The sequence below is a fragment of the Acinetobacter sp. FDAARGOS_515 genome (assembly GCF_003938865.1).
Taxonomy (GTDB): Bacteria; Pseudomonadota; Gammaproteobacteria; order Pseudomonadales; family Moraxellaceae; genus Acinetobacter; species Acinetobacter ursingii.
Map to the genome: position 1 here is coordinate 728,413 of NZ_RKIX01000003.1, position 22,535 is coordinate 750,947.

A 22,535-nucleotide genomic window follows, 5' to 3' on the forward strand; every position below is an offset into this window, starting at 1 on the left:
TATTATTGGTTTAAAGATAGAAGGCGAATCGCTCCCGTGTCTTTTGCATCTGACTCCGTGGGTTTGGTCACTCCACAAAAGTTTCAATTTGAACACCCTCTACATTTAGAATGTGGCCGCAGCTTACCGCGTTTCGAACTGATGGTTGAAACCTATGGTACTTTAAATGCAGATCAATCTAACGCGATTTTGATTTGTCATGCGCTTTCTGGGCATCATCATGCGGCGGGTTATCATCACGAAGATGACAAAAAATCAGGTTGGTGGGATGCCTGTATTGGCCCAGGCAAAGCGATTGATACCAATCATTTTTTTGTGGTTGCACTGAATAATATTGGCGGATGTAATGGCTCGACTGGCCCAACTTCGCCCAATCCTGAAAATGAAAATCGTCCTTACGGCCCGGATTTTCCTTTGGTGACTGTACGTGACTGGGTCAAAACCCAAACTATGCTTTCAGATCGATTGGGCATTGATGTTTGGTATGCGGTGATTGGTGGGTCATTGGGCGGCATGCAGGCTTTGCAATGGTCAGTGGATTATCCAGATCGTTTAAAAAACTGTGTGATCATCGCTAGCGCACCCAAACTTTCGGCACAAAATATCGCCTTTAACGAAGTCGCGCGCCAATCCATCCTGTCTGATCCTGATTTTTATCATGGACGTTATCTGGAAAATGATAGCTATCCAAAACGCGGATTGATTTTGGCACGGATGGTGGGTCACATCACCTATTTATCTGAAGAAGCGATGAAACAAAAATTTGGTCGTGATTTAAAATCGGGCAAATTTATGTACGGCTTTGATGTCGAATTTCAGGTGGAAAGCTATCTGCGCTATCAGGGTGAACAATTTAGCCGAAATTTTGATGCCAATACCTATTTGATTATGACCAAGGCACTGGATTATTTTGATCCATCACGTGAGTATGAGCAGTCATTGACTAAAGCGATGGCGCAAACCCAATGTCGTTTCCTTGTGATTTCCTTTACTACGGACTGGCGTTTTGCCCCAGGACGCTCTCAGGAAATTGTCGATGCACTCATTACCAATCATAAACCTGTGACTTATCTGGATATCGATGCTGAACAAGGTCATGATTCATTTTTATTTCCTATTCCACTCTATGTAAAAACGCTACGAGCTTTTTTAGGCGGTGAAGCGCTTTTAAAATCTACCCCACACGTGGAGGCGATCTGATGCGTATCGACCAACAACTTGCGGAAAAGTGGATTAAACCGGGTTCCAGTGTGCTGGATTTAGGCTGTGGCGATGGCGAATTGTTGGCTCATATGAGCAAAAAACATCAAATTCATGCTTATGGGCTAGAAATTGATCAAGAAAAGATTGCAATTGCGGTCAGTCGCGGGTTAAATATTATTCAGCAAGACTTGAATCTTGGCTTGAGCCGTTTTGCCGACCAGTCTTTTGACAATGTCGTCATGGCGCAGGCTTTGCAGGCTGTAGATGCACCAGACGTTTTATTACGTGACATGGTGCGAGTGGGCAAACAAGCCATCATTACTTTTCCAAACTTTGCGCACTGGAAGACGCGCTCGTTTTTGGCTTTGAAAGGAATGATGCCTGTTTCAGATGCATTACCTTATATGTGGTATAACACGCCCAATATTCATTTATGTACTTTCCGAGATTTTGAAGCACTGTGTGCAGAAAATCAGATTCGGATTATTAATCGACTTGCCGTCAATGGGAATCAGCAAGGGAGCTTTTTAAGTAAGCATGTCCCTAATTTGTTTGGTGAAGTCGCAATATATCGAGTGAGCGCTCTATGAAAAAAACATTATTCAGCACACTAGTAGTTGGACTTTTAAGTATTCACGCACATGCTGATTACGTTGCCCAACCACAATCTATTGCAGCACAAGCTGCACATTATTCTACAATGGGGATTACCGATCTGATGAAAGCTGCTAAAGCAGGTCAGGCGGGTGCACAATTTTATTTAGGTTCGCATTACCAATACGGTAAAGATGTGGCCAAAGATGATAAACAAGCTTTTACATGGTTTAAAGCAGCCGCAGATCAGGGATTATCCCCTGCTCAGCTCAATGTCGGCCGTATGTATGCAGATGGCGTTGGCGTTGCTAAAAATGAAGCGATGGCGCGTAAATACTTTGAAAAAGCAGCCAGTAATGGTGACAACCGTGCTAGTTATAATCTCGCCATGATGGAAGAGCAAAAGAAAAACTATCAGGGCGCGTATCAATGGTACGAGTTATCAACTCGTGATGGTATGTTGGATAATAAAGTGATTAACATGTCACAAAGCAAAAAAACGGCGTTGGCTGCCAATTTAACCCAAGATCAGATTCGCCAAGCGGTTGATCGTGCGGACAAATGGATTCAGGCGCAGTAAGTTCTTCAAATTTTAAAGCACCTTCGGGTGCTTTTTGTTTTTTAATTTTCTCTTTTTATTCAGGTTTTGATTATGTCTGCACCGCATTGGCTCTCTCAAGGTACTTTAGTTTTAGCCAGTAACAACAAAGGTAAAATTACCGAGTTTGAAAAACTATTTGCAGAGCTGAAACTGCCTGTTGATGTTATTCCACAGGGGCAACTGAATATTCCAGATGCGATTGAAGATGGACTGAGCTTTATTGAAAATGCCATTATTAAAGCACGACATGCGTCCAAAATTTCAGGTAAACCTGCGATTGCCGATGATTCTGGTATCTGTGTTTCTGTATTAGACGGCGCACCAGGCATCTACTCAGCACGTTATGCGGGTAATCATGGCAATGATGCGGCCAATAATGAAAAATTACTCAATGACCTCAAACCATTTCGTCAAGATGGGCAAGCCATTGAGGGGATGTTTGTCTGTGTATTGGCTTTGGTTGAACATGCAGAAGATCCTCTTCCACAAATCTTTCAGGGTTTCTGGCATGGTGAGATTTTAGAAGCCGCGCGTGGTGAACATGGCTTTGGCTATGACCCTTTATTCTGGCTACCTGAACTGGGGATCAGTAGTGCGGAAATGAGCAAGGAAGAAAAAAATAAAATCAGCCATCGTGGACAAGCAATGCAACGTTTTCGTGAGAGTTTGATGACTAGAAAGTGAATTAAAGTTGAATAAAATTAGATACGCGAAAACGTCGTTCGCAACTGTTCGAGACAAACCATAATCTGCAATATATTGTTTCTGCGATATATTATTATGTAATGCAAGATAACGAGTTTTGCGAACGACAATGGTTTTGCCTACTTTTGCCAAATGAGAAACATCGTTTCGCAAGGTAGGTCGAACCGAAGGTTAAATCTGCTTTCAAGTCTTAATGGTCAAACACTGTTCTGAAATAACAACATAACGGATTAAATTCTATTGCGCTTCGACCATTTAGACTTAAAAATAAAAATGCAGCAACATTCCATAAACTGCAATCACCACACAACTGACAATCGTACCCGACGCAATATACTTCGCTGAAACCCCAGTCGCCTGATAATGAGTTTCAAGCGCCACAATATTTGCCGCAGGCGGTAAACAGAACAATAAAAACATGACACCAATATACTGCTGAACATGTGGAATCGGTAGATAGAAATAAGCAATACTACACAATGCTATACCACAAATGATTTTAAGCGCTAAAATCATGCTACTTCGTTTTAAATCATCCACACTGACTTTGGTTCGTCGTAACCACATGCCCAATACACACATTCCTGCAAAGGTCATTCCGATCTTACTGGCACTATAAACGTGATCAACCCAATAGGTTTCTTGGATATTTTGCAGCCCCATCAACCTAAATAATCCAGCTAAAACCAAAGCCACAAAAGGTGGAGATTGCATTACTTTTTTTACAATGACCGATTTTGGCTGTGGCTCCGAAGACACCGCAGTGACTGCCCAAATATTGCCAAAAATAGACCCGCCAATATATAAAGCCACCATAGCAGAGCTAATCTCAGGGCCAAATAAAGCAATCGCGAATGGAAAACCCAACCACGCCATATTGACATAGCTAAAGCATAATGCGCCTAAACGATCTTTAAAGCATTGCATAAACAACGCATACAGCAAAACTGCGGAGACGAAACTAAAGAGCATCAGACTTAAACTACCCGTCTGATAAAACACCATATTGTAAATAATCACAATCGGAATAAAGACACGGGCCAATAAAGTCGCAAATGCAGGTTTGAGACCAACAGCGAATCGCGTTTGAGCCAGTATCCATCCAACAACAAAGGCGATCAGTGGGAGAATAAGATTCACAACACGCTCTAAAATAAAGTTTCAATCATCACGTGGAATACTAGCATTTTTCTAAAGCTAAAATTGAATTGTCTTAAAAATGAAATATTTCTGTCACTGCACTGTCACTACAGACTGTTGAAATATCCACAAACTTTTGGAGGATACAAAAATGGCAGGCTTATCGATTTGGCATGTAGTGATTTTCTTGATTGTCGTGGTGCTTTTATTTGGTACCTCAAAGCTTAAAAATTTGGGTAAAGATGTGGGTGGTGCAGTCAAAGACTTTAAAAAGTCAATTCGTGAAGACGAAGAAAAGTCTGCGCTTAATCAACCTAAAACGATCGATGCAGATGTGAAAAATTCTGAACCTGTATCATCTGTAAAAGGCTAAGGAACGTCCCTCATGTTGAATATTGGAATGACCGAAATTCTGTGTTTTGCAGTCATCGCCATACTGGTTTTGGGCCCTGACAAGCTGCCTGAAGCGGCACGTTTTGCAGGACGCTGGTATGCCAGAATTAAACGTCATATCAGCAATATTCAAAATGAAATTGACCGTGAACTCAAAATTTCTGAATTCCGTAAAGAAATGCAGGATGAGTTAAATCGAATTGAAGCACTCGAACGCAAAGTACAATCTCAACTGGAAGAAATAGAAAAGAGAAAACTTTCCGAATTAGAACAAACGCCTCAAAATCATCAGGAACAACAAAAAATTGTTCGAGTGTATTCATTTATTTCAACCGCAAGCTATGTTCCCTTTAAAAACTGGCAGCAAAAAGAAAAGACGGTTGATGGTCTACACACCACATTGCAACCGACCGCCCCTATTGAACTGAAGATTGCCGTATGAACCAGCTACCCTCAAATACGCTCAATACAGCAGCCGAAACACTTGAGCAAATGCCATTGACCAATCATTTGGTGGTATTACGCAAGCATTTATTTAGAATCGTGGGAGTAACGCTGTTTTTATTTTTTTGCTTACTTCCGTTTCGTAATTATACCTATCAATGGCTATCTGAACCTTTGCGCATGCAGTTGCCTGCATCATCCTCTATGATTGCAACGGATGTTACTGCCACATTTATGGCTCCATTTAAGTTGAATTTATTTGTGGCGATAGTTCTCGCCATGCCGTTTATTTTGTATCAACTCTGGTTATTCATTAAACCTGCGCTCTACGCCAGAGAACGATATTTGGCATTGCCTTTACTTGTAGGCAGTATCGTTTTGTTTTTTGCAGGCATTGCCTTTGCTTATTTCATCACCCTGCCTGCTATCTTGCATTTTTTCATTAGCGTTTCACCTGAAACAGTCGCACCAATGACCGATATCAATAGTTATCTTGAGTTCTGTCTTAAATTATTTCTGGTATTTGGTTTTACTTTTGAAATTCCTATTGTGACTTTACTCCTCATTTTGATTGGCGTGGTGAGCACTCAAAGCCTCGCTGAAAAACGACGTTTTATTATTGTCGGCTGTTTCTTTATTTCCATGTTTATTACTCCACCAGATGCTATTTCGATGGTGATGTTGGCTGTGCCGATGTGGCTATTATTTGAGATGGGATTATTTTTTGGGAAACTACTAGAAAAACCAGCACATTAAAACTTTAAAATTAAAAACAACAACATCTTTTAAAGCTTGAATATTCAATATATTCAGGCTTTATTTTTATAAAATTAATTATTTGATTTTACAAAAAATATTGTCTTTAAATTGACTTAAAACCGTAAAAAAAATGTCATCTAAGTTGCCTAGAATCAATGCCACAAATATACCCACAAACGTTATGGATTTATTATGACATCGGCAAGCAATCATCCTACCCGTCGTGATTTACTAAAATGGTTCAGCGGAATTCCTTTTTTACCATTGGGGGCAATGGCAACTGCGGCAACATTAGCGGGCTGCAATGACAGTGATAATGACAGCTCTACAACACCAGTTAAACCTGCTAATTTTAAAAATGCAACGTTTACCCCAATGACAGCGCCGACATTGGCTGATCCAGCAGCAATGGCAACCACGTCTGTCGGTTCAAAATTGAGTATCTCTTGGGATGATGGCTCAAAAACAGACTATCAACTTGGATACAGTTCATTCTTTAAAACAGGTGAAAGCGTTCCTGCGTTAAATGGCGGTACGATCGTTGCTGGTGGTTATTTTGATGTCAATGGCAACCCAATCAAAGATACGTCTGTTGCAGGTTCAGAGCGCCAATTTTTCTCTGACTGTCCAGATGGCTCATCTTTGATCCAAATTGAAGGCGCTTCTGTTGCAGGTGTTACCAATCCTGTGTTCCATGTGGTTCAATTTGAATACACGACTAAAAATTTGGCAGGAACCAGCATGTATGGTCAACTGCCATCGCCTATCGCTATTTTGACGCTTGATCAAGATCAAAAAACAGGTCATTTAACGCTTAAAAAATATTTTAACGTGGATATGTCCAAAGTTCATGGCTTATGGATTACCTGTGGTGCGAGTCTTTCTCCGTGGAATACCCACCTTTCTAGCGAAGAATATGAACCAGATGCATTTAAACAAGGGATTGGTGGCCCAAGTGCGGATGGTATCGGGACATACTATTTTGGCGATGCCTCAAAAGCAAATCCTTATAACTATGGGCATTTACCAGAAATTGTGGTGAATAAAGACGGTTCAGGTACAGCAAAAAAACATTTCTGTTTAGGCCGTATTTCACATGAATTGATTCAAGTGATGCCAGATAATCGTACTGCGATTATGGGCGATGACTATACCAATGGCGGTTTCTTTATGTTCGTGGCAGATAAAGAAAAAGATTTATCTGCGGGAACACTCTATGTTGCCAAATATCTGGATGTATTAACCGAATCGACAACAGCGCGTATTCAATGGATTAAACTGGGATCAACCAACAGTAAAACCATTGAAGATCTGGTCAATGTTCGTGGTATTAAACCTGAAAACATTATGGAAAGTTTAACCACTGATCCAAATGATGCAAGTTATACCCCGATTGTTCTTGCCAAGAAAAAACTTTGGGTCAAACTCAAAGCTGCCAACAACGGCTTTACGGATGCAGAAATTCAACTTGCTGCCGCTTTCCTTGAAACACATCGTTATGCTGCACTCAAAGGCGCAAGTATGGCCTTTACTAAAATGGAAGGCACCACAGTCAACATCAAAGACAAAGTTGGCTATTCCGCACTGGCCAACATTCAAGACTCTATGGTGAAAGGAGCTTCTGGATGGGTTGAAAGCAATAACGTATCCTTTAGCAAAACCATCAAAGCGGGCGGTGTATTGGCGCATGATCTCGCATCTGGTCAAGTCGATAGTACTGGCGCAGTCATCAATAGTAGCTGGGCAGCAAAACAAAGCCATATGCTGATTATGGGTGTTGATACCAGCATGGATAATCTAGGTAATACAGCCGATCCAAACAATATCGCAAGCCCAGATAACCTCAAATATTCAGAAACATTGCGTACGCTGTTTATTGGTGAAGACAGTGGTAATCACCTTAATAACTTCTTATGGGCATATAATGTCGATACTAAACAGTTGATTCGATTACTTTCAGCACCAGCAGGCGCCGAGTCAACAGGTTTACATGCAGTTGATAACGTCAATGGCTGGACGTATATCATGAGTAACTTCCAGCATGCGGGCGATGAATGGGATCGTTTCTATAAAGTAGATAGCAAAACAGGCGTACGCACTGGTTTAAGTGAAAATGACCAAAAAGTACTGACTGATGCCATCAATAAAAACTATAACAATGGCTTTGCTGCATCAGTGGGTTACATTACCGCAGATCCAATCGCACCTTCTGTTGTTAAAAAATAATTTTAGTGATTTCAAACAAAGCTGACTTCGGTCAGCTTTGTTGGTTTAAGGGAATATTCAAATCTATGATTTGATCTTTTAATTCACCAGCTTGAGTTTTTTCCAGCCAATTCCATTGTTGATTTCTCATGTTTAAAAAATTAGAACAACGTGTGCCGTATACAGGGCTTTGAATAAATGTAGACGATAAAAGTTGTTCCATTTCAGGGCTTATTCCAGTTGCGGGTAAAAGCTCTGGAATCACCTTTCGTTCATCCTCTAAGATATCCCACGCTGCATTTTCAATATCATCTTGATTCGCATTGTCTTGCAACATCGGTAAAAATTCTTGCGTAAACCGTTTACGCAGATGCGCTGTTTTTTCCCAATGCTCTGACATTAAACCATTAGAAACCACGTACACACCCTTGGCTAATACTTGTGGTGCTTCCCCGCGATTACTCATATAAACCGCCTGAGCTTGATCTCCCATAAATAAATTAAAACCTGCATATTGTTGCTGTTTTTGCTCAAGCTGTTGGGCAAAACGAATCGGCGTTAAATCTGACAACAAGAAATCTTCGACCAATGCACCTCTCGATGTGTCATACGTTTTTTTATCCTGACCATCACGAAAATTTGTGACAATCGCCCAACGCCCTGAAGCAGTCACGCCCATCCATGTGCCACCCGACTGTAGATCCTGACCTGCAATAATCGGCGTGTTTTCCCACAGATGTAATTGAATCGTGGGGCGTGCATAAAACTCATCCCGATTTGATAATAAGCAGATCGGTGTCTGTTCTAAAACTTGCCAAGCCAATGAGACAATACACATGAATTTTTTCTCGTCATCTTTTACACATTGAATGTACAACATTTTTCTTTTATTCCGTTAGAATCTCACGAAGATAAAAAATCAAGGAATAGGAATGCTGACCTACCCGAATATTGACCCTGTTGCACTGTCGCTCGGGCCATTGAAAGTCCATTGGTATGGGCTAATGTATCTCTTGGCTTTTTTATGCGCTTGGGGACTTGCTTCTTATCGCGCTAAACAACGTGATGGCTGGACAGCCGACATGGTTTCCGATCTTGTGTTCTACGGAGCGCTTGGCGTGGTACTGGGTGGGCGTATTGGCTATGTGCTGTTTTATGAGTTTGATAAGTTTCTGGCGAACCCAATCTGGCTGTTTCAGGTCTGGACGGGCGGCATGAGTTTTCACGGGGGGTTTATCGGGGTCATGCTGGCCATGATTCTCTGGTGCCGTAAATACCAAAAAACATGGTTTGAAACACTGGACTTTATTGCGCCCTGTGTTCCGACAGGCTTGATGTTCGGTCGTATTGGTAATTTTATCGGTGGCGAATTATATGGTCGTGCCGTTCAGGATCCGAATTATCCATTTGGCATGATTTTTCCAACAGATCCTTTGCATCTGGTCCGTCATCCATCGCAAATCTATCAAGCCATCTGTGAAGGTCTGATTCTATTTTTAGTGCTGTGGTGGTTTAGTAGTAAGCCGCGTCCACGCATGGCTGTTTCTGCGTTGTTCCTGATTGGCTATGGCATCGCTCGTTTTAGCATGGAGTTCTTCCGTGAGCCCGACGCTGATCAAGGCTTCATTTTATTGGGTTGGATGACCAAAGGTCAGATTTTAACTGTTCCGATGATTTTGATTGGCCTCTGGATGCTTTGGTACGCTTATCAACGTAAAATTTATGATTGGGGTCCTTTAAAAAATCGTTCAACCTGATTTTTAAAGTCATCTTTATTTTCGGTTTGGTTGGGAATCAAACCGAAAATTCAAAAAATTTTCATCAAGACAGCGAAACGATACAAAATTATTTAAACAATTTTAAATCTAAGTTGATCACTCCTACTTGTAAAATAATTTTAATTTTCCAATACATAAAATAAAAAACATCATCAATCCCACCAATCAAAACCCTCTCTTTTTATTGATTCGACCTTCCAGTGATAGATTTGTATGTTACATTTTCAGGGTTTCCATTCTGATCCAATCAATATGCTTGAATTCTGGTTTAGTTCTGATATTTCGCGTTCGAAAAAATTTTTGATTTTGATCATTACGCTACTGATTGCACTTGGCTTATATCGTTATCATCCATTGCCTTTAGACGTGATTTTAATGTTTGCTGGAACGGGTATCATTTTTTTAATCTGTCGCTATTTAAAACAACATTTTGCTCAAAATAATCCAACTGGCTTGCTTTATCGTTTATTGACATGGATTCCAATCGCCCTGTTATTGGCTCTGCTTTTTATGAAAACCATGAATAATTTGATGTGGTGGGGTATTCAGGGCATTGCTTTTATGGCACTTGCAGTCTTTGTCTTTTCCCCACAGTTTTTACTTAAAGCGCCACCGATCAACTCATCGAAAGATCATTAACATGTTAGATTTTTGGTATTCTGAGCGTTGTACACGTGGTATCAAACTGGGGATTTGCATTGCCACGTGTGTCATCATTTACCTCAGTTCCACCATTGAAAAATTACCAGCGCTTTTTGTTGTCATGAGTCTGTTACTGGGAATGATCCATCATTTTTTACAGCAAAAAATAAGTCGTATTCAAGCTGATAACCCCTATACAGAAGGGTTTTCAATCATTGGTTTTGTTTTTCCCATTATGGCGCTTATTACCCTCTTTTCTTTTTTGCCTCAGCCACATCAATGGATCTTAGCCATACAGGTCATCGGCTTCAGTGCTTTAGGTTTATTTATTGTTTCGATTTATCAAAATCGCGCACCACGTTAAAACGTGATGAGATCTGCTGTGCTGTTCATTCTGCGTAAAAGCAGTTAAGATTTAGCATCGATTTTTTAATATTTGATCGGTAATGAACCGACTAATATCCATCCAGATTAGAGAGCATCATGCGCGCGTATTTAGATCTTTTACAACATATCCTCGACAATGGCGGTGACAAAGGTGACCGTACAGGAACAGGAACACGTTCAGTATTCGGTCATCAAATGCGTTTTGATTTATCTAAAGGTTTCCCTTTACTCACCACCAAGAAAGTCCATTTCCGTTCGATTGTGATTGAACTCTTGTGGTTTTTAAAAGGCGATACCAACGTCCAATATCTCAAAGACAATAAAGTCAGCATTTGGGATGAGTGGTCGACCGCTGAACAAACGGCTCGTTTCGGTCGCCCTGAAGGTGAGCTTGGTCCAGTGTATGGTCATCAATGGCGTAACTTTGGCGCAACCCAAAAAGCAGATGGTAGCTACAACTCTGATGGATTTGATCAAATCAAATGGCTCATCAATGAAATTAAAACCAATCCAAATTCTCGTCGTCTGATTGTATCTGGTTGGAACCCAAATGAAGCGGGACAGGTTGCATTACCACCCTGCCATACTTTGTTCCAGTTTTTTGTTCAAGATGGCAAACTTTCCTGTCAGCTTTACCAACGTAGCGCCGATGTATTTTTAGGTGTGCCGTTTAACATTGCCAGTTATGCTTTGCTCACCCATATGATTGCGCAAGTTTGTGAATTAGGCGTTGGTGATTTTGTCTGGACAGGTGGTGATACTCATCTCTATGCCAATCATTTTGAACAAGCACAGTTGCAAGTTACTCGTGAACCACTGGCGTTATGTCAATTAAGATTAAATCCAGACATTCATGATCTTTTTGATTTTAAATTTGAAGATATCGAGATTGTAGATTATCAATCGCATCCTGCAATTAAAGCCCCTGTCGCAGTATAAGGTTAAGGAATTTCACAATGGCTTTTCAAGACCTAGAAGTGGTCCATGTGGTCGCTATGGATCAGCAACAATGCATTGGTAAAGGCAATGCTTTGCCGTGGCATATCTCCGCTGACTTGAAACATTTTAAGGAAATTACACAAGGCGGTATCGTGATCATGGGTCGTAAAACCCTTGAATCGATGGGGCGCACCTTGCCCAACCGTGTCAATTGGGTAATTACTCGTGATCCTAGTTGGCACTTTGATGGAACTAAAGTAGCTCATAGTATCGAAGCGGCTTTAATCGGTGCAGCACAAGATGCAAAACAATCCAATCAAACCGCGCTATTTATTATAGGTGGCGGTGAAATTTTTAGTCAGACTCTTGAGATTGCTGATCGTCTGGAACTTACTCATGTTGAACTCGATGTACAGGGAGATGCGCATTACCCTGCCATTCCAGTCAGTTTTAACAAGATAGCCAGTGAACAACATACTGATGACAAAACTGGTATTGCTTTTGAATTCGCAACTTATCATAAATAGTACATAACAATAGAATTAGCGCAAACTTATGCAGCACATTGGAAAAAAAGAATTTTTAACTGCTCTAGGCAAAGGACTGATTCTGGCAGCCTTTGGCTTGTTTATTATTTTTTCCAGTATATGGGTATGCATGGCTATCTGGATTCAACAACCCTTAGGCTGGCTTTTCAGTCGTGTGCTGATTGGCGTCTGGATCGTTTTTGCCTTAAGTATTTTAGGGATTTATGTCACTCAACATTTGATTAGCCGACGGGTCGATTTGGCGATTTATTTGGTGGCTTTTATTGCAGTACTGATCTGGTACTTTTCAATCCCAGCCTTACAAAATCGTGACTGGAATCCTGAAGTCGCTAAAATTTTATCCTATGAACGTACAGGGAATTTGGTCACCTTGCACAATATTCGCAACTTTGACTGGAAACCTGATGGAAGTTATACCGAACGCTGGGAAACCCGACATCTCAATCTGGATAAAATTAGTGGGGTTAATATCGTAACTTCTTACTGGATGGGTCCACAAATTGCCCATACCTTGGTCAGTTTTAATTTTAGTGATCAAGCCCCTCTAGTTTTTTCTATTGAAATTCGTAAGGAAAAGAATGAGAACTTTTCAGCAGTCGGCGGTTTTTTTAGACAGTTTGAACTGAGTCTGGTTGCAGCGGATGAAAAAGATATTATTTATACACGTAGTAATGTGCGTAAAGAGCAAGTCTATTTATTTCCAATCAAGATGACCAATACACAGGCTAAAGCGCTGTTTAATGAATATTTAAAAACAGTCGATGAACTTCAAAAAGAAGCACGCTGGTATAATACGCTGACCAGTAATTGCACCACACTGGTGTTTGATATGGTGCAAGCCATCAATCCAAATGAATTGCCGAAAGATTATCGTCTAATCGTGTCTGGTTATTTACCTAATTATCTTTATGATTTGAACGTGCTCAGTCATCGCTATACGGTACCTGAGTGGTATCAAATGGCATATATCAATGCACGTTCAGCCGAGTACGAAACATTTAAATATAAAAGCAGTGCCAACTTTTCCGCGGCCATCCGTGAAGGCTTGCCACAGCCCAATCAACAGGCTCACTAAATTGTGAAGATAATGTGAGAGCACACTAAAAATTAACTACACAATTTCACGTTTTTTCACTGCGTTTTGAGTGTTTTTTTGCTCTTATATCTAGCAATTGCGTCCGTATATTAAGGGTTATTTTCATGCTCAAGCATTGGATAATTTCAACTGGTCTTATTTCTTGCCTGACCATCACAGGTTGTGCCGCTACCACTTCAGCGCCCACTGCATCTGTAGCCAAAGTAACATCCAGCGCCTCATCTCAATCTCAGCAACCTACGCTGTTATATCAGCAACACTGGGTCGCTACCGAAATTAATGGTTTTCAGGTGGAATCTTCTGAAAAAACGCCTCAAATCCAGTTTGATTCAAGCTCTAAACGTTTTAGCGGTTCAGATGGCTGCAACCAGATTATGGGCAGTTTTAACACGACAGATGACCATTTAAGCTTTGGTCAAATCGCAAGTACCAAAATGATGTGTCCAGATGCAAATAGTCTTACCGCCACTCAATATCAACAAGCATTGGCAAAAGTTACGAGTTATCGTGCCAGTTCACAACTACTGGTCTTATTTGATCAAAATGGACAAACCCTCATTGCCTTTAAAAAGGCAGATACATAAACGCATGATTCAGACCAATACATTTAATTTTATGAATAAATTGTGCTAACACTATAGTATTAAGTGATGAGCAATAAAGAAAGGGATCAGGATATGCAGCAAGCTTTATTTGGTGGAGGATGCTTTTGGTGTACCGAAGCGGTATTCTTGCAAATTCAGGGTGTCATTAAAGTCGTTAGCGGTTATGCAGGTGGAGACATTCCTAACCCTAACTACGAAGCTGTGTGTACGGGGCAAACCCAGCATGCAGAAGTGATTTTAATTGACTTCGATGAACAACGGGTTAGCTATACACAATTGCTTCATGTGTTTTTTGCCACACATGATCCAACTACACTGAATCGTCAAGGGAATGATGTCGGCACTCAATATCGCTCTGTTATTTATTATTTTGATGAAACCCAGAAACAGCAAGCTGAGCAACTCATTGTAGAGTTAAAACAGGAAGGTATCGATATCGTCACCGAACTCAGTCCTGTGCCAACTTTCTATCCAGCAGAAGATTATCATCAAAACTTTTATGCCAAAAATCCGTCACAGGGCTATTGTAACTTTGCAATCCCGCCTAAGCTGTCAAAGCTTAGAGGAAAGTTTCAAGATTTACTAAAAACTGAGTGAATAAAATTTTGAGATAAAAAAAGCAACTCACCTGAGTTGCTTTTTTTACAGCATGACTAAAAATCAGTTTTCGCTCACAAAGGCAATATCACTGAGTCCGGCTTCACTCGCACGTGACATAACTTGCGCCACCGTATCATAACGTGATTCTTTATCTGCACGTAATTGAACAGTTGGCTTTTGAGCGGATTGACCTGCTTCATTAAAACGTTTTTGTAGTTCATCCAGCGTAATGCTTTCTTGTCCCCATGCAATACCACCATCAGCATTGATGCTAATCGTAATCGGTTTATCGGGAGGTGGCTGAATTTCAGCCGTTGTTTTTGGTAACGTTAATGGCACTGATGGGTTGGCGACCGTCGCGGTGACAAGGAAAATGATCATCAATACCAACATAATGTCAATTAACGGAATGAGGTTCATCTCATTCATGCCACTGTCGTGGTCTTCACCCAATTGAAAAGCCATTAAGCCTGACCTCCAACATAGCTTTGTGAAGTTGCTTTCACGTCTGCTTTTGCTTCTGTAGAGTCTTGTAATAACATGGTGTCGATCAATAAGCTATGTGCCTGATCCTGTAAATCATGCGCTAAACCACGATTAAAACGCACACAAATGTTGTAAGCCAGTACCGCTGGGATCGCAACAGCCAAACCCAAACCAGTCATGATCAGTGCTTCACCGACTGGGGTGGCAACCTGAGCCAAACCTGCCTGACCACTTTTACCGACGGCAACCAAAGCATGGAAAATACCCCATACTGTACCAAATAAGCCGACGAAAGGTGCAATCGAAGCAATAGTACCCAAAACTGCCACACCTTTTTCTGCATTAGATTTTTCAGCAGAAATTTGACGTAGCAACGCTTGTTCCGCTACCGCCTTACGCTGATCAAATGGCAAATGTATAAATTTTGCTTTTAAGCTAGATAATGCTTTAGACAGTTGAGCATAAGCTTGTTGTTTTAATTGGCGGGTTCCCATCAAACGCAAGATGAAAATCGTCCAGGTTGCAATCGACATTGCCAAAAGCACAAAATACAGTGTTTTGCTGACTGCATCTGCATGTTGCCAATAAACTGAAAAGTTCATACTCGAACTCCTGAAAATGTTAGCCGTTAGGATTCAATGTTAATTCAAATGGTTGTTCTGCCCGAATTGGGTAAGCCACACCATTTTCTTTATACGGTTTGAATTTTGCACTGCGCACTGCGCGTAAAATCTTGTCATCGAGTGACGCAACACCACTACTACGCGTCACACGCGCATTGGTTATTTTGCCACTTTCATCTGCTTCAATCATGACCACTACAGTACGGGTTTCGCCTTGTAGATCACGATTAGTATATGAAGGACGTGGAGAACGACTCCACTGTACACCTGAACCCCCAATCGATACGCTTTTTGGCGATGGATCGCGCTGCGGTTCTGCCGCAGGCTGAGGAGCAGGTTTTGCCTTTTCAACCACTTTTTCAGTCACTGTCGTGGTGGTCGTTAATGGTTTCATGTCAACCTTAGGTTCAGCTTTAACGACTTCTTTAGGGGTTTCCGCTTTTTTTACCTGCTGCACTTTTTCCACTTTTTTTGGTGGTGGTGCAACTTTTTCTACCACCTTGACCTCTTTCACCTCTTTTTTCGGTTTTGGCTGTTCTTTCTTTGGTTCAGCCTTTGGCTTAGGAGGTAATGGAGGTGGTGCCTGAATTTTAACAAACCGAACGTTTAACGGTTGTTTCTCAATCGGTTTGAGCTCAGGAGTTTTAAGATGACTCACCGCCCATAACACTCCCGCATGACCAATCACAACCGCAACCAGTGCAGCGATGACCTTTTTTTTCATCGGATGAGGAGAATTCGGAGGAGTAGAATTCAAAGTTATTGCAGGAGATTGACTCATGTGAATCTAATTACCTTGTTGAAAACCAAATGTCCGTAACAATATGTTGGAACGATTTAGCTCATCGGTTCAAACAATTAAAGTAACGCAATAATAAATGAGAAGTGTTTTCATTTGCAACCGTTATTTTATAGAACTGTAACTACCACAATAAAATTATTTATATTTCATATAGATAAATTATAAATTTAAGTATAGAAAATTTCTTCATAAATTTAAATCGTGATCGGAAATAATTATTATGATATATCATAACACTTACTCTGGATAAAAAAGCATGCGCTTTGGCATGCTTAAATCTACGACTTAATTATTGAAACACTACCGTCTTATTTCCATCGACAATAATACGGTCTTCCAGATGCCATTTAACAGCTCTTGCCAAGACATTACGTTCCACATCCTGTCCAAGTTCGCGCAACTGTTCTACAGTAAAATCATGGCTCACGCGTTCTACGTCTTGTTCAATGATCGGTCCTTGATCCAAATCAGCCGTCACATAATGTGCCGTTGCACCAATCAATTTAACGCCTTTTTCATAAGCTTGTTTATATGGATTTGCACCCACAAATGCTGGAAGGAAGGAATGATGGATATTAATCACTTTCATTTCCCAATGTCTTACAAACTCTTCATCCAGAATTTGCATATAACGCGCTAACACTAATAAATCATTGCCTTGCATGAGTTCATCAATTTGCGCATATGCTTCGCGTTTATTTTCTTTATTCACAGGTACAACTTCGAATGGAATACCAAAGTTTTCCACCGCTTCACGTAAATCTTCGTGATTTGACACCACTTTAGTAATTTCACAAGCCAGACCACCGCGGGCATGTCGCCATAAGAGCTCAAGTAGGGCATGATCCACTTTAGAAACTAAAATCCCGACTTTTTTCAGTTCATTGACAAAGGCCAAACGCCATTGCATGTTGTAGCGCTCAGCGACGTTTGCCGCAAAAGTCTGAATCAATGTATCTTTACGGCTTTGTAAATGCTCCAGCTCAAATTCCACACGCATAAAATAACGTCCGCCCTGAGCTTCTGTGGCGTATTGATCAAGTGCGGTAATATTTGCTCCCTGATGATACAAAAAGCTCGATACAGCTTGCACGATGCCCGGTTTGTCTTCACAGGTGATAAGTAAACGTGCTGTATTGGCGGTGGTCGTGTTCATTTGATTAATATCACTTATAAGTCAATTTTAAAAAATAAGCCGAGTATTCTAGCGCTTTTTTGCAAGAGACTGAAACAGTTTCAATTGACAAGATTGAACCCATCCTTGCAACGCCCTAAATTACTGGTTTTTTGCAGATAAACTTGCAAACAGCTCTGAACTACCAAAACTTTCAAGTAAGCTTTCATAGGTTTGACGGCTTTCCCCCATCAAATATGGTCCTTCTAAAAACACCATCTGACGCAAGGCTTGCCAAATCCATTTTTCTTCTAGGTGACTACTGTCACTGATATGTCCTGACATATAAAGGAAATTGGTCCAGTTGGTTAACACGATCCACAGATTAATGACCAATGCTTCAATTTCTGAATTGGTCATTTTCATCAGACCTGCATCCACAAATGCCTGATAGATTTTTTGTCCCTGCTGCATCACCTTGCCTGCGAATCGCGGATAAATCTTTTTGAAGTCATCATTACTTTCAACTAAATGATAAACATCGCGATGCAAAAAACGATAAGCCCAAAGCTGATTACTCAAGACCTGAAAATAACGGATTTTATCATTGGCATTGACCAGACGGTCATCTGGCAATGCCAGCATCTTTAATGTTTCATGCTGGTACTGTTCTGCCAGTTCTTTAATGATTTCCTGTTTATTGCGGAAGTGATAATACAGATTGCCAGGACTGATCCCGAGCTCGGCAGCAATATGATTGGTGGTCACTGAGCGTTCACCGCGCTCATTGAATAATTGCAAACTGATTTGCAAAATACGATCTTTGGTTTTGACTGTTTTACTGAGAGACATTATTTAATAACCGTACCTAAATTCAAAAAGTTAAAACGCGGACACATAAACCAGCTTGACTATTTAGAGTATTTACTCTAAAAATTACTATATATCGCAAATTTTAGTTATGGAAGCGTGTCATGAACAGTCAAACAAAAACAATGTCGATGACTCCTCATTCATTTAATGTCCAACATCTCAAAGAGATTTTGGAACATCAAAAGCTAGCATACCAGCGTTATCCTGTTCCAACAGCAAAAGATCGTATTGATAGATTAGCCCGACTAAAACAGGTTTTAGTCAAATATCAGGATCAGATGGTTGAAGCCATCAATGCCGATTATGGTAATCGCTCTGTGGGCGAAACCAAAATTGGCGAGTTACTCACCTGTATTGAACAGGTAGGCTATTATAGCAAGCATTTGACCGAATGGATGAAGCCATCCAAACGTCATGTCAGTCTCATTCACCAACCCGCCAAAGCTTGGGTTCAATATCAGCCGCTCGGTGTTGTAGGTATTATTGCACCTTGGAACTACCCTTTACTCCTTTCTGTCGGGCCACTCATCTGTGCACTGGCAGCGGGTAATCATGCCATGATCAAAATTTCAAGTGCCTCGGCGCACTTTGGACAAGTCTTGGAAAACGCGCTTTCTGAAGCCTTTCCGCAAGAACTTGTAACAGTGATTAATGGGGGTGGTGCAATTTCTGATGCTTTTAGCCATTTGCCTTTCGACAAAATTATTTTCACTGGCTCAACCAGTGTGGGTAAAACTGTGATGGCGGCGGCAGCTGAAAATCTAGTTCCAGTGATCTTAGAGCTCGGTGGAAAATCTCCTGCCATTATCCATCCATCCATGGACATGAAAGATGCAGCACAACGTTTAGCGGTTGGAAAACTCTGGAATGCAGGTCAAACCTGTGTTGCACCAGACTATTTATTTTTACCCAAAGGCCGTGCAGCCGAGTTTATTGAAAACTTTAAAACCATTGTGAAAGGGATGTATCCTTATTATCATGATAATCAAGACTATACGTCGATTATCAATGATAAACAGTATAATCGTTTGCAAAACTATCTGGAAGATGCCCGCACTCAAGGTGCCCGAATCATTGAAATTAATCCAGAACAAGAACAGCTAGAAGATGTTCGTAAAATTGCACCTACCTTATTAACAGGTGTAACCACAGAAATGGAGATCATGAAAAATGAGATCTTTGGTCCAATTTTACCGATCTTTGAATATGATCATATTGAGGATGTGATTGAGTTTATTAATCGCCGCCCTCGCCCACTTGCGCTATACTATTTCGACTTTGATCAATCACGTGCCGATTATGTCGCCGAACGTACACATTCGGGACATTTTGGTCAAAATACCGTGTTAACTCACGTTGCACAGGACGACCTTCCTTTTGGTGGTGTTGGTGCATCTGGAATGGGTAAATATCACGGTCCAGAAGGTTTTTTCAATCTGTCTCATGGACGGTCAATGATGTCGAATCCTAAGCTATATAGCTTAAAATATATTCTGCCACCATTTAATAAGCCGATTCACAGATTACTTTACAAAACGCTTCTACGTTAGGATGATCAAGGCATGATCTATCACACCAGATCATGCTGCGTTTTTACCAAATTCGCTTGTCTTTTAATCGTATTTTTGGTATAAAACGCCCCTTGAATAAATTCAATCTGTTTATTTGTATGACTGGCCACAGATTTGCTGTTGGCTAAATCAATGGAGTTCCACCATGTCTAAGGTTTGCCAAGTTACCGGCAAGCGTCCAGTCGTTGGTAACAACGTCTCACACGCCAACAACAAAACCAAGCGCCGGTTCGAGCCGAACCTGCACCACCACCGTTTCTGGTTAGAAAGCGAAAAACGTTTTGTACGTCTTCGTTTAACCACTAAAGGTATGCGTATTATCGACAAATTGGGCATTGAAAAGGTTGTTGCTGATCTTCGTGCTCAAGGCCAAAAGATCTAAGGAGTCCTTGCAATGCGTGACAAGATTCGCCTAGTTTCTTCAGCTGGTACAGGTTATTTCTACACTACCACTAAGAACAAACGTACTATGCCGGAAAAAATGGAAATCAAAAAATTTGATCCAAAAATCCGTCAACACGTCATCTTCAAAGAAGCTAAAATCAAATAATTTTAGATTCTTTAAAAAACGACTTCAAATGAAGTCGTTTTTTTTTGCATTCTTTTTATGCAGCTTGTTAAACTTTTCATCATTTTAAGATTGGCATTAATTATGCTTATTTACTTTACTTCAAGCTTAAGGAGTACCGAGTGCCACATGACGTAGATCTAATTATATTACTCGCTGTCGGATTTGGTATTGCCCTGATTTTTGGTTATATCGCCGCACGTCTACGCCTTCCTCCATTGATTGGTTATCTCATCGCGGGCATTATCATCAGTCCCAATACACCTGGTATCGTGGCAGATATGGCACTCGCTAATCAGCTTGCAGAACTTGGTGTGATGTTCCTCATGTTTGGTGTGGGAATGCATTTTTCCCTGAGTGACTTACTTCAGGTACGTCGTATTGCGCTACCAGGTGCGATTTTGCAGATTGCTGTAGCGACTTTGCTTGGTGTGGGGGTTTCCATGTGGTGGGGCTGGAGTTTTGGCTCAGCCCTCGTGTTTGGTTTGAGTCTTTCTTGTGCAAGTACCGTGGTATTACTCAAGGCTTTAGGCGATCGTGGTTTATTAGATTCAGTCAATGGCAAAATTGCCGTTGGCTGGCTGCTGGTCGAAGACTTGGTGATGGTACTCGTATTGGTGTTATTACCTGCCACAGCCGTCTTACTGGGCGGCAAACCATTAGCACATGCCGCAACGGATCAGAGTATATGGATCACATTAGGCATTACCTTACTTAAAGTGGCTGGCTTTATTGCCTTTATGCTGATTATTGGTAAACGTCTCGTACCGATGATTATGCAATTCGTGGCGCGCTTAGGTTCACGTGAGTTATTCACGCTTACCGTTGTTGCCGCAGCGGTATCCATCGCCTATGGCTCTTATGCCATTTTTGGGGTTTCCATGGCACTGGGAGCGTTCTTTGCAGGAATGGTGGTTAAAGAGTCTGATTTTAGTCATCGGGCTGAAGAAGAAACACTACCTTTACGTGAAATTTTTTCAATTCTGTTTTTCGTCTCTGTCGGCATGCTCTTTGACCCACGGATTTTGGTCGAACAACCCTTACATATTTTGGCGGTAATCGCGATTATTATGGTCGGGAAAACACTGGCGGCTATGGCACTGGTGTTATTCTTCCGTTATCCGATTAATACAGCTCTGACTGTTGGCGCGAGTTTGGCTCAAATTGGTGAGTTTTCTTTTATTTTGGCTACCCTCGGTGTCTCATTAGGATTACTAACACTAGATGCACAAAACCTGATTTTAGCAGGCGCTCTATTTTCCATTACGCTGAATTCATTTGTTTTTTCAGCCATTGAACCCATTCAGCGCTGGATCCGTGAACGTTCACATTTAGCACGTTTACTGGAACGTAGTGGCGATCCATTGGCCATGTTGCCAGATGAAGTCGATCAAGACTATTTACGTGATCAGGTGGTCATGGTGGGTTATGGTGAGGTTGGGCGACGAATCACCAAAACCTTGATGGAACAGGATATTCGTGTGGTGATCGCAGAAGAAAATCGTGAAATAGTCGAAAATCTGCGTAAGAAAGGCATTCCAGCGGTAAGTGGTGAAGCCACGGAGCCAAGTGTGTTGATTCAGGCACATATCATGCATGCGCGGTTATTGGTATTATCACCCATGGATATTATTGATATTCATCGCATTGTTGATATTGCCAAACAACTGAATCCTCGAATTGAAGTGCTTTGCTGTGCCGAAAGTCATGAAGAAGCTGAGGTCATTCGGCAGGATAATGTCGGATTAGTGTTCTATGCCAAAGAAGAAATGGCGAAGAATATGAGTCAGCATATTTTGCATCAAATTGAATTGGCACATCATACAACTACCAGCAACCATTAAAGCTGATCAAAACAA

The 22,535-nt window shown here is 41.1% G+C and carries 27 protein-coding genes; 20 read left to right on the forward strand and 7 right to left on the reverse strand.

The features are described from left to right. Positions 1-36 precede the first annotated feature (36 nt). The 4 genes from metX to rdgB all read left to right on the forward strand — a co-directional run bounded on the left by metX (position 37) and on the right by rdgB (position 3,082). Positions 37-1,200, forward strand: coding sequence for a homoserine O-succinyltransferase MetX (gene metX, locus EGS47_RS04935; protein WP_035271613.1), 1,164 nt, complete (start codon positions 37-39; stop codon positions 1,198-1,200). Next, positions 1,200-1,793, forward strand: coding sequence for a methionine biosynthesis protein MetW (metW, locus tag EGS47_RS04940; protein ID WP_004991325.1), 594 nt, complete (start codon positions 1,200-1,202; stop codon positions 1,791-1,793). Before metX ends, metW begins: the two co-directional genes overlap by 1 nt. Continuing rightward, the gene (locus EGS47_RS04945; protein WP_004991327.1) at positions 1,790-2,377 is read left to right on the forward strand and encodes a tetratricopeptide repeat protein; all 588 of its coding nucleotides are present in this window, start codon (positions 1,790-1,792) and stop codon (positions 2,375-2,377) included. Before metW ends, EGS47_RS04945 begins: the two co-directional genes overlap by 4 nt. Before the next feature lie 72 nt (positions 2,378-2,449). Next, entirely contained in the window at positions 2,450-3,082 is a 633-nt protein-coding gene (rdgB, locus tag EGS47_RS04950; RefSeq protein ID WP_125269257.1) for an RdgB/HAM1 family non-canonical purine NTP pyrophosphatase, read from the forward strand. A gap of 282 nt (positions 3,083-3,364) precedes the next feature. Here rdgB and EGS47_RS04955 read toward each other — a convergent pair whose 3' ends face one another. After that, complete coding sequence (locus EGS47_RS04955; RefSeq protein ID WP_005001378.1) at positions 3,365-4,243, reverse strand: AEC family transporter; 879 nt, start codon at positions 4,241-4,243, stop codon at positions 3,365-3,367. A 151-nt stretch (positions 4,244-4,394) separates the two neighbouring features. Here EGS47_RS04955 and tatA point away from each other — a divergent pair, with 151 nt between their 5' ends. From tatA to EGS47_RS04975, 4 genes are all read left to right on the forward strand, one after another. Continuing rightward, positions 4,395-4,616 (forward strand): Sec-independent protein translocase subunit TatA, encoded by a 222-nt coding sequence (gene tatA, locus EGS47_RS04960; RefSeq protein WP_004991333.1) that lies wholly within the window; start codon positions 4,395-4,397, stop codon positions 4,614-4,616. Positions 4,617-4,628: 12 nt separating this feature from the next. Then, on the forward strand, positions 4,629-5,078 hold the full coding sequence (tatB, locus tag EGS47_RS04965; protein WP_005001377.1) for a Sec-independent protein translocase protein TatB: 450 nt from the start codon (positions 4,629-4,631) through the stop codon (positions 5,076-5,078). Beyond that, positions 5,075-5,836, forward strand: coding sequence for a twin-arginine translocase subunit TatC (gene tatC, locus EGS47_RS04970; RefSeq protein WP_004991337.1), 762 nt, complete (start codon positions 5,075-5,077; stop codon positions 5,834-5,836). Before tatB ends, tatC begins: the two co-directional genes overlap by 4 nt. 195 nt (positions 5,837-6,031) lie before the next feature. Beyond that, positions 6,032-8,065 carry a PhoX family protein gene (locus EGS47_RS04975; protein WP_005001376.1) on the forward strand — a complete coding sequence of 678 codons (2,034 nt, stop codon included), beginning with the start codon at positions 6,032-6,034 and terminating at the stop codon, positions 8,063-8,065. Positions 8,066-8,096: 31 nt separating this feature from the next. Here EGS47_RS04975 and EGS47_RS04980 read toward each other — a convergent pair whose 3' ends face one another. Next, positions 8,097-8,882, reverse strand: a complete 786-nt coding sequence (locus tag EGS47_RS04980) for an NRDE family protein (protein ID WP_005001372.1) — start codon at positions 8,880-8,882, stop codon at positions 8,097-8,099. A 94-nt stretch (positions 8,883-8,976) separates the two neighbouring features. Between EGS47_RS04980 and lgt the strand changes: the two genes are divergently transcribed. From lgt to msrA, 8 genes are all read left to right on the forward strand, one after another. Beyond that, positions 8,977-9,801, forward strand: coding sequence for a prolipoprotein diacylglyceryl transferase (lgt, locus tag EGS47_RS04985; RefSeq protein WP_004993972.1), 825 nt, complete (start codon positions 8,977-8,979; stop codon positions 9,799-9,801). Between the two features lie 273 nt (positions 9,802-10,074). After that, a complete protein-coding gene (locus EGS47_RS04990) occupies positions 10,075-10,461 on the forward strand; it encodes a hypothetical protein (RefSeq protein WP_035271688.1) in 387 nt (128 codons plus the stop codon). A gap of 1 nt (position 10,462) precedes the next feature. After that, positions 10,463-10,828, forward strand: coding sequence for a hypothetical protein (locus EGS47_RS04995; RefSeq protein WP_005001368.1), 366 nt, complete (start codon positions 10,463-10,465; stop codon positions 10,826-10,828). A 119-nt stretch (positions 10,829-10,947) separates the two neighbouring features. Then, positions 10,948-11,790 (forward strand): thymidylate synthase, encoded by an 843-nt coding sequence (thyA, locus tag EGS47_RS05000; protein WP_005001367.1) that lies wholly within the window; start codon positions 10,948-10,950, stop codon positions 11,788-11,790. A 17-nt stretch (positions 11,791-11,807) separates the two neighbouring features. Then, positions 11,808-12,317: a dihydrofolate reductase gene (locus tag EGS47_RS05005; protein WP_004991347.1), complete on the forward strand. Its 510-nt coding sequence runs from the start codon at positions 11,808-11,810 to the stop codon at positions 12,315-12,317. A 28-nt stretch (positions 12,318-12,345) separates the two neighbouring features. After that, a complete protein-coding gene (locus tag EGS47_RS05010) occupies positions 12,346-13,413 on the forward strand; it encodes a DUF4105 domain-containing protein (RefSeq protein ID WP_004991348.1) in 1,068 nt (355 codons plus the stop codon). Positions 13,414-13,538: 125 nt separating this feature from the next. Then, positions 13,539-14,018, forward strand: a complete 480-nt coding sequence (locus tag EGS47_RS05015) for an META domain-containing protein (protein WP_005001364.1) — start codon at positions 13,539-13,541, stop codon at positions 14,016-14,018. A gap of 93 nt (positions 14,019-14,111) precedes the next feature. Further along, positions 14,112-14,636, forward strand: coding sequence for a peptide-methionine (S)-S-oxide reductase MsrA (gene msrA / locus EGS47_RS05020; protein WP_005001363.1), 525 nt, complete (start codon positions 14,112-14,114; stop codon positions 14,634-14,636). A gap of 63 nt (positions 14,637-14,699) precedes the next feature. On the opposite strand, the gene EGS47_RS05025 is transcribed toward msrA, so the two are convergent. The 5 genes from EGS47_RS05025 to EGS47_RS05045 all read right to left on the reverse strand — a co-directional run bounded on the left by EGS47_RS05025 (position 14,700) and on the right by EGS47_RS05045 (position 18,516). Further along, the gene (locus EGS47_RS05025) at positions 14,700-15,104 is read right to left on the reverse strand and encodes an ExbD/TolR family protein (protein ID WP_004991351.1); all 405 of its coding nucleotides are present in this window, start codon (positions 15,102-15,104) and stop codon (positions 14,700-14,702) included. Next, a complete protein-coding gene (locus EGS47_RS05030) occupies positions 15,104-15,727 on the reverse strand; it encodes a MotA/TolQ/ExbB proton channel family protein (protein ID WP_004991352.1) in 624 nt (207 codons plus the stop codon). Before EGS47_RS05030 ends, EGS47_RS05025 begins: the two co-directional genes overlap by 1 nt. Before the next feature lie 19 nt (positions 15,728-15,746). Beyond that, positions 15,747-16,529 (reverse strand): energy transducer TonB family protein, encoded by a 783-nt coding sequence (locus EGS47_RS05035; RefSeq protein ID WP_004991354.1) that lies wholly within the window; start codon positions 16,527-16,529, stop codon positions 15,747-15,749. Positions 16,530-16,839: 310 nt separating this feature from the next. After that, entirely contained in the window at positions 16,840-17,706 is an 867-nt protein-coding gene (gene purU / locus EGS47_RS05040; protein ID WP_004991356.1) for a formyltetrahydrofolate deformylase, read from the reverse strand. A 120-nt stretch (positions 17,707-17,826) separates the two neighbouring features. Then, a complete protein-coding gene (locus EGS47_RS05045; protein WP_005001360.1) occupies positions 17,827-18,516 on the reverse strand; it encodes a TetR/AcrR family transcriptional regulator in 690 nt (229 codons plus the stop codon). A 122-nt stretch (positions 18,517-18,638) separates the two neighbouring features. Between EGS47_RS05045 and EGS47_RS05050 the strand changes: the two genes are divergently transcribed. The 4 genes from EGS47_RS05050 to EGS47_RS05065 all read left to right on the forward strand — a co-directional run bounded on the left by EGS47_RS05050 (position 18,639) and on the right by EGS47_RS05065 (position 22,520). Continuing rightward, complete coding sequence (locus EGS47_RS05050; protein ID WP_005001359.1) at positions 18,639-20,087, forward strand: coniferyl aldehyde dehydrogenase; 1,449 nt, start codon at positions 18,639-18,641, stop codon at positions 20,085-20,087. Between the two features lie 166 nt (positions 20,088-20,253). Then, positions 20,254-20,490, forward strand: a complete 237-nt coding sequence (gene rpmB / locus EGS47_RS05055; protein WP_000048256.1) for a 50S ribosomal protein L28 — start codon at positions 20,254-20,256, stop codon at positions 20,488-20,490. Positions 20,491-20,502: 12 nt separating this feature from the next. Beyond that, entirely contained in the window at positions 20,503-20,658 is a 156-nt protein-coding gene (gene rpmG / locus EGS47_RS05060; protein ID WP_001205031.1) for a 50S ribosomal protein L33, read from the forward strand. A 140-nt stretch (positions 20,659-20,798) separates the two neighbouring features. Continuing rightward, complete coding sequence (locus EGS47_RS05065) at positions 20,799-22,520, forward strand: cation:proton antiporter (protein ID WP_004993987.1); 1,722 nt, start codon at positions 20,799-20,801, stop codon at positions 22,518-22,520. Positions 22,521-22,535 lie beyond the last annotated feature (15 nt).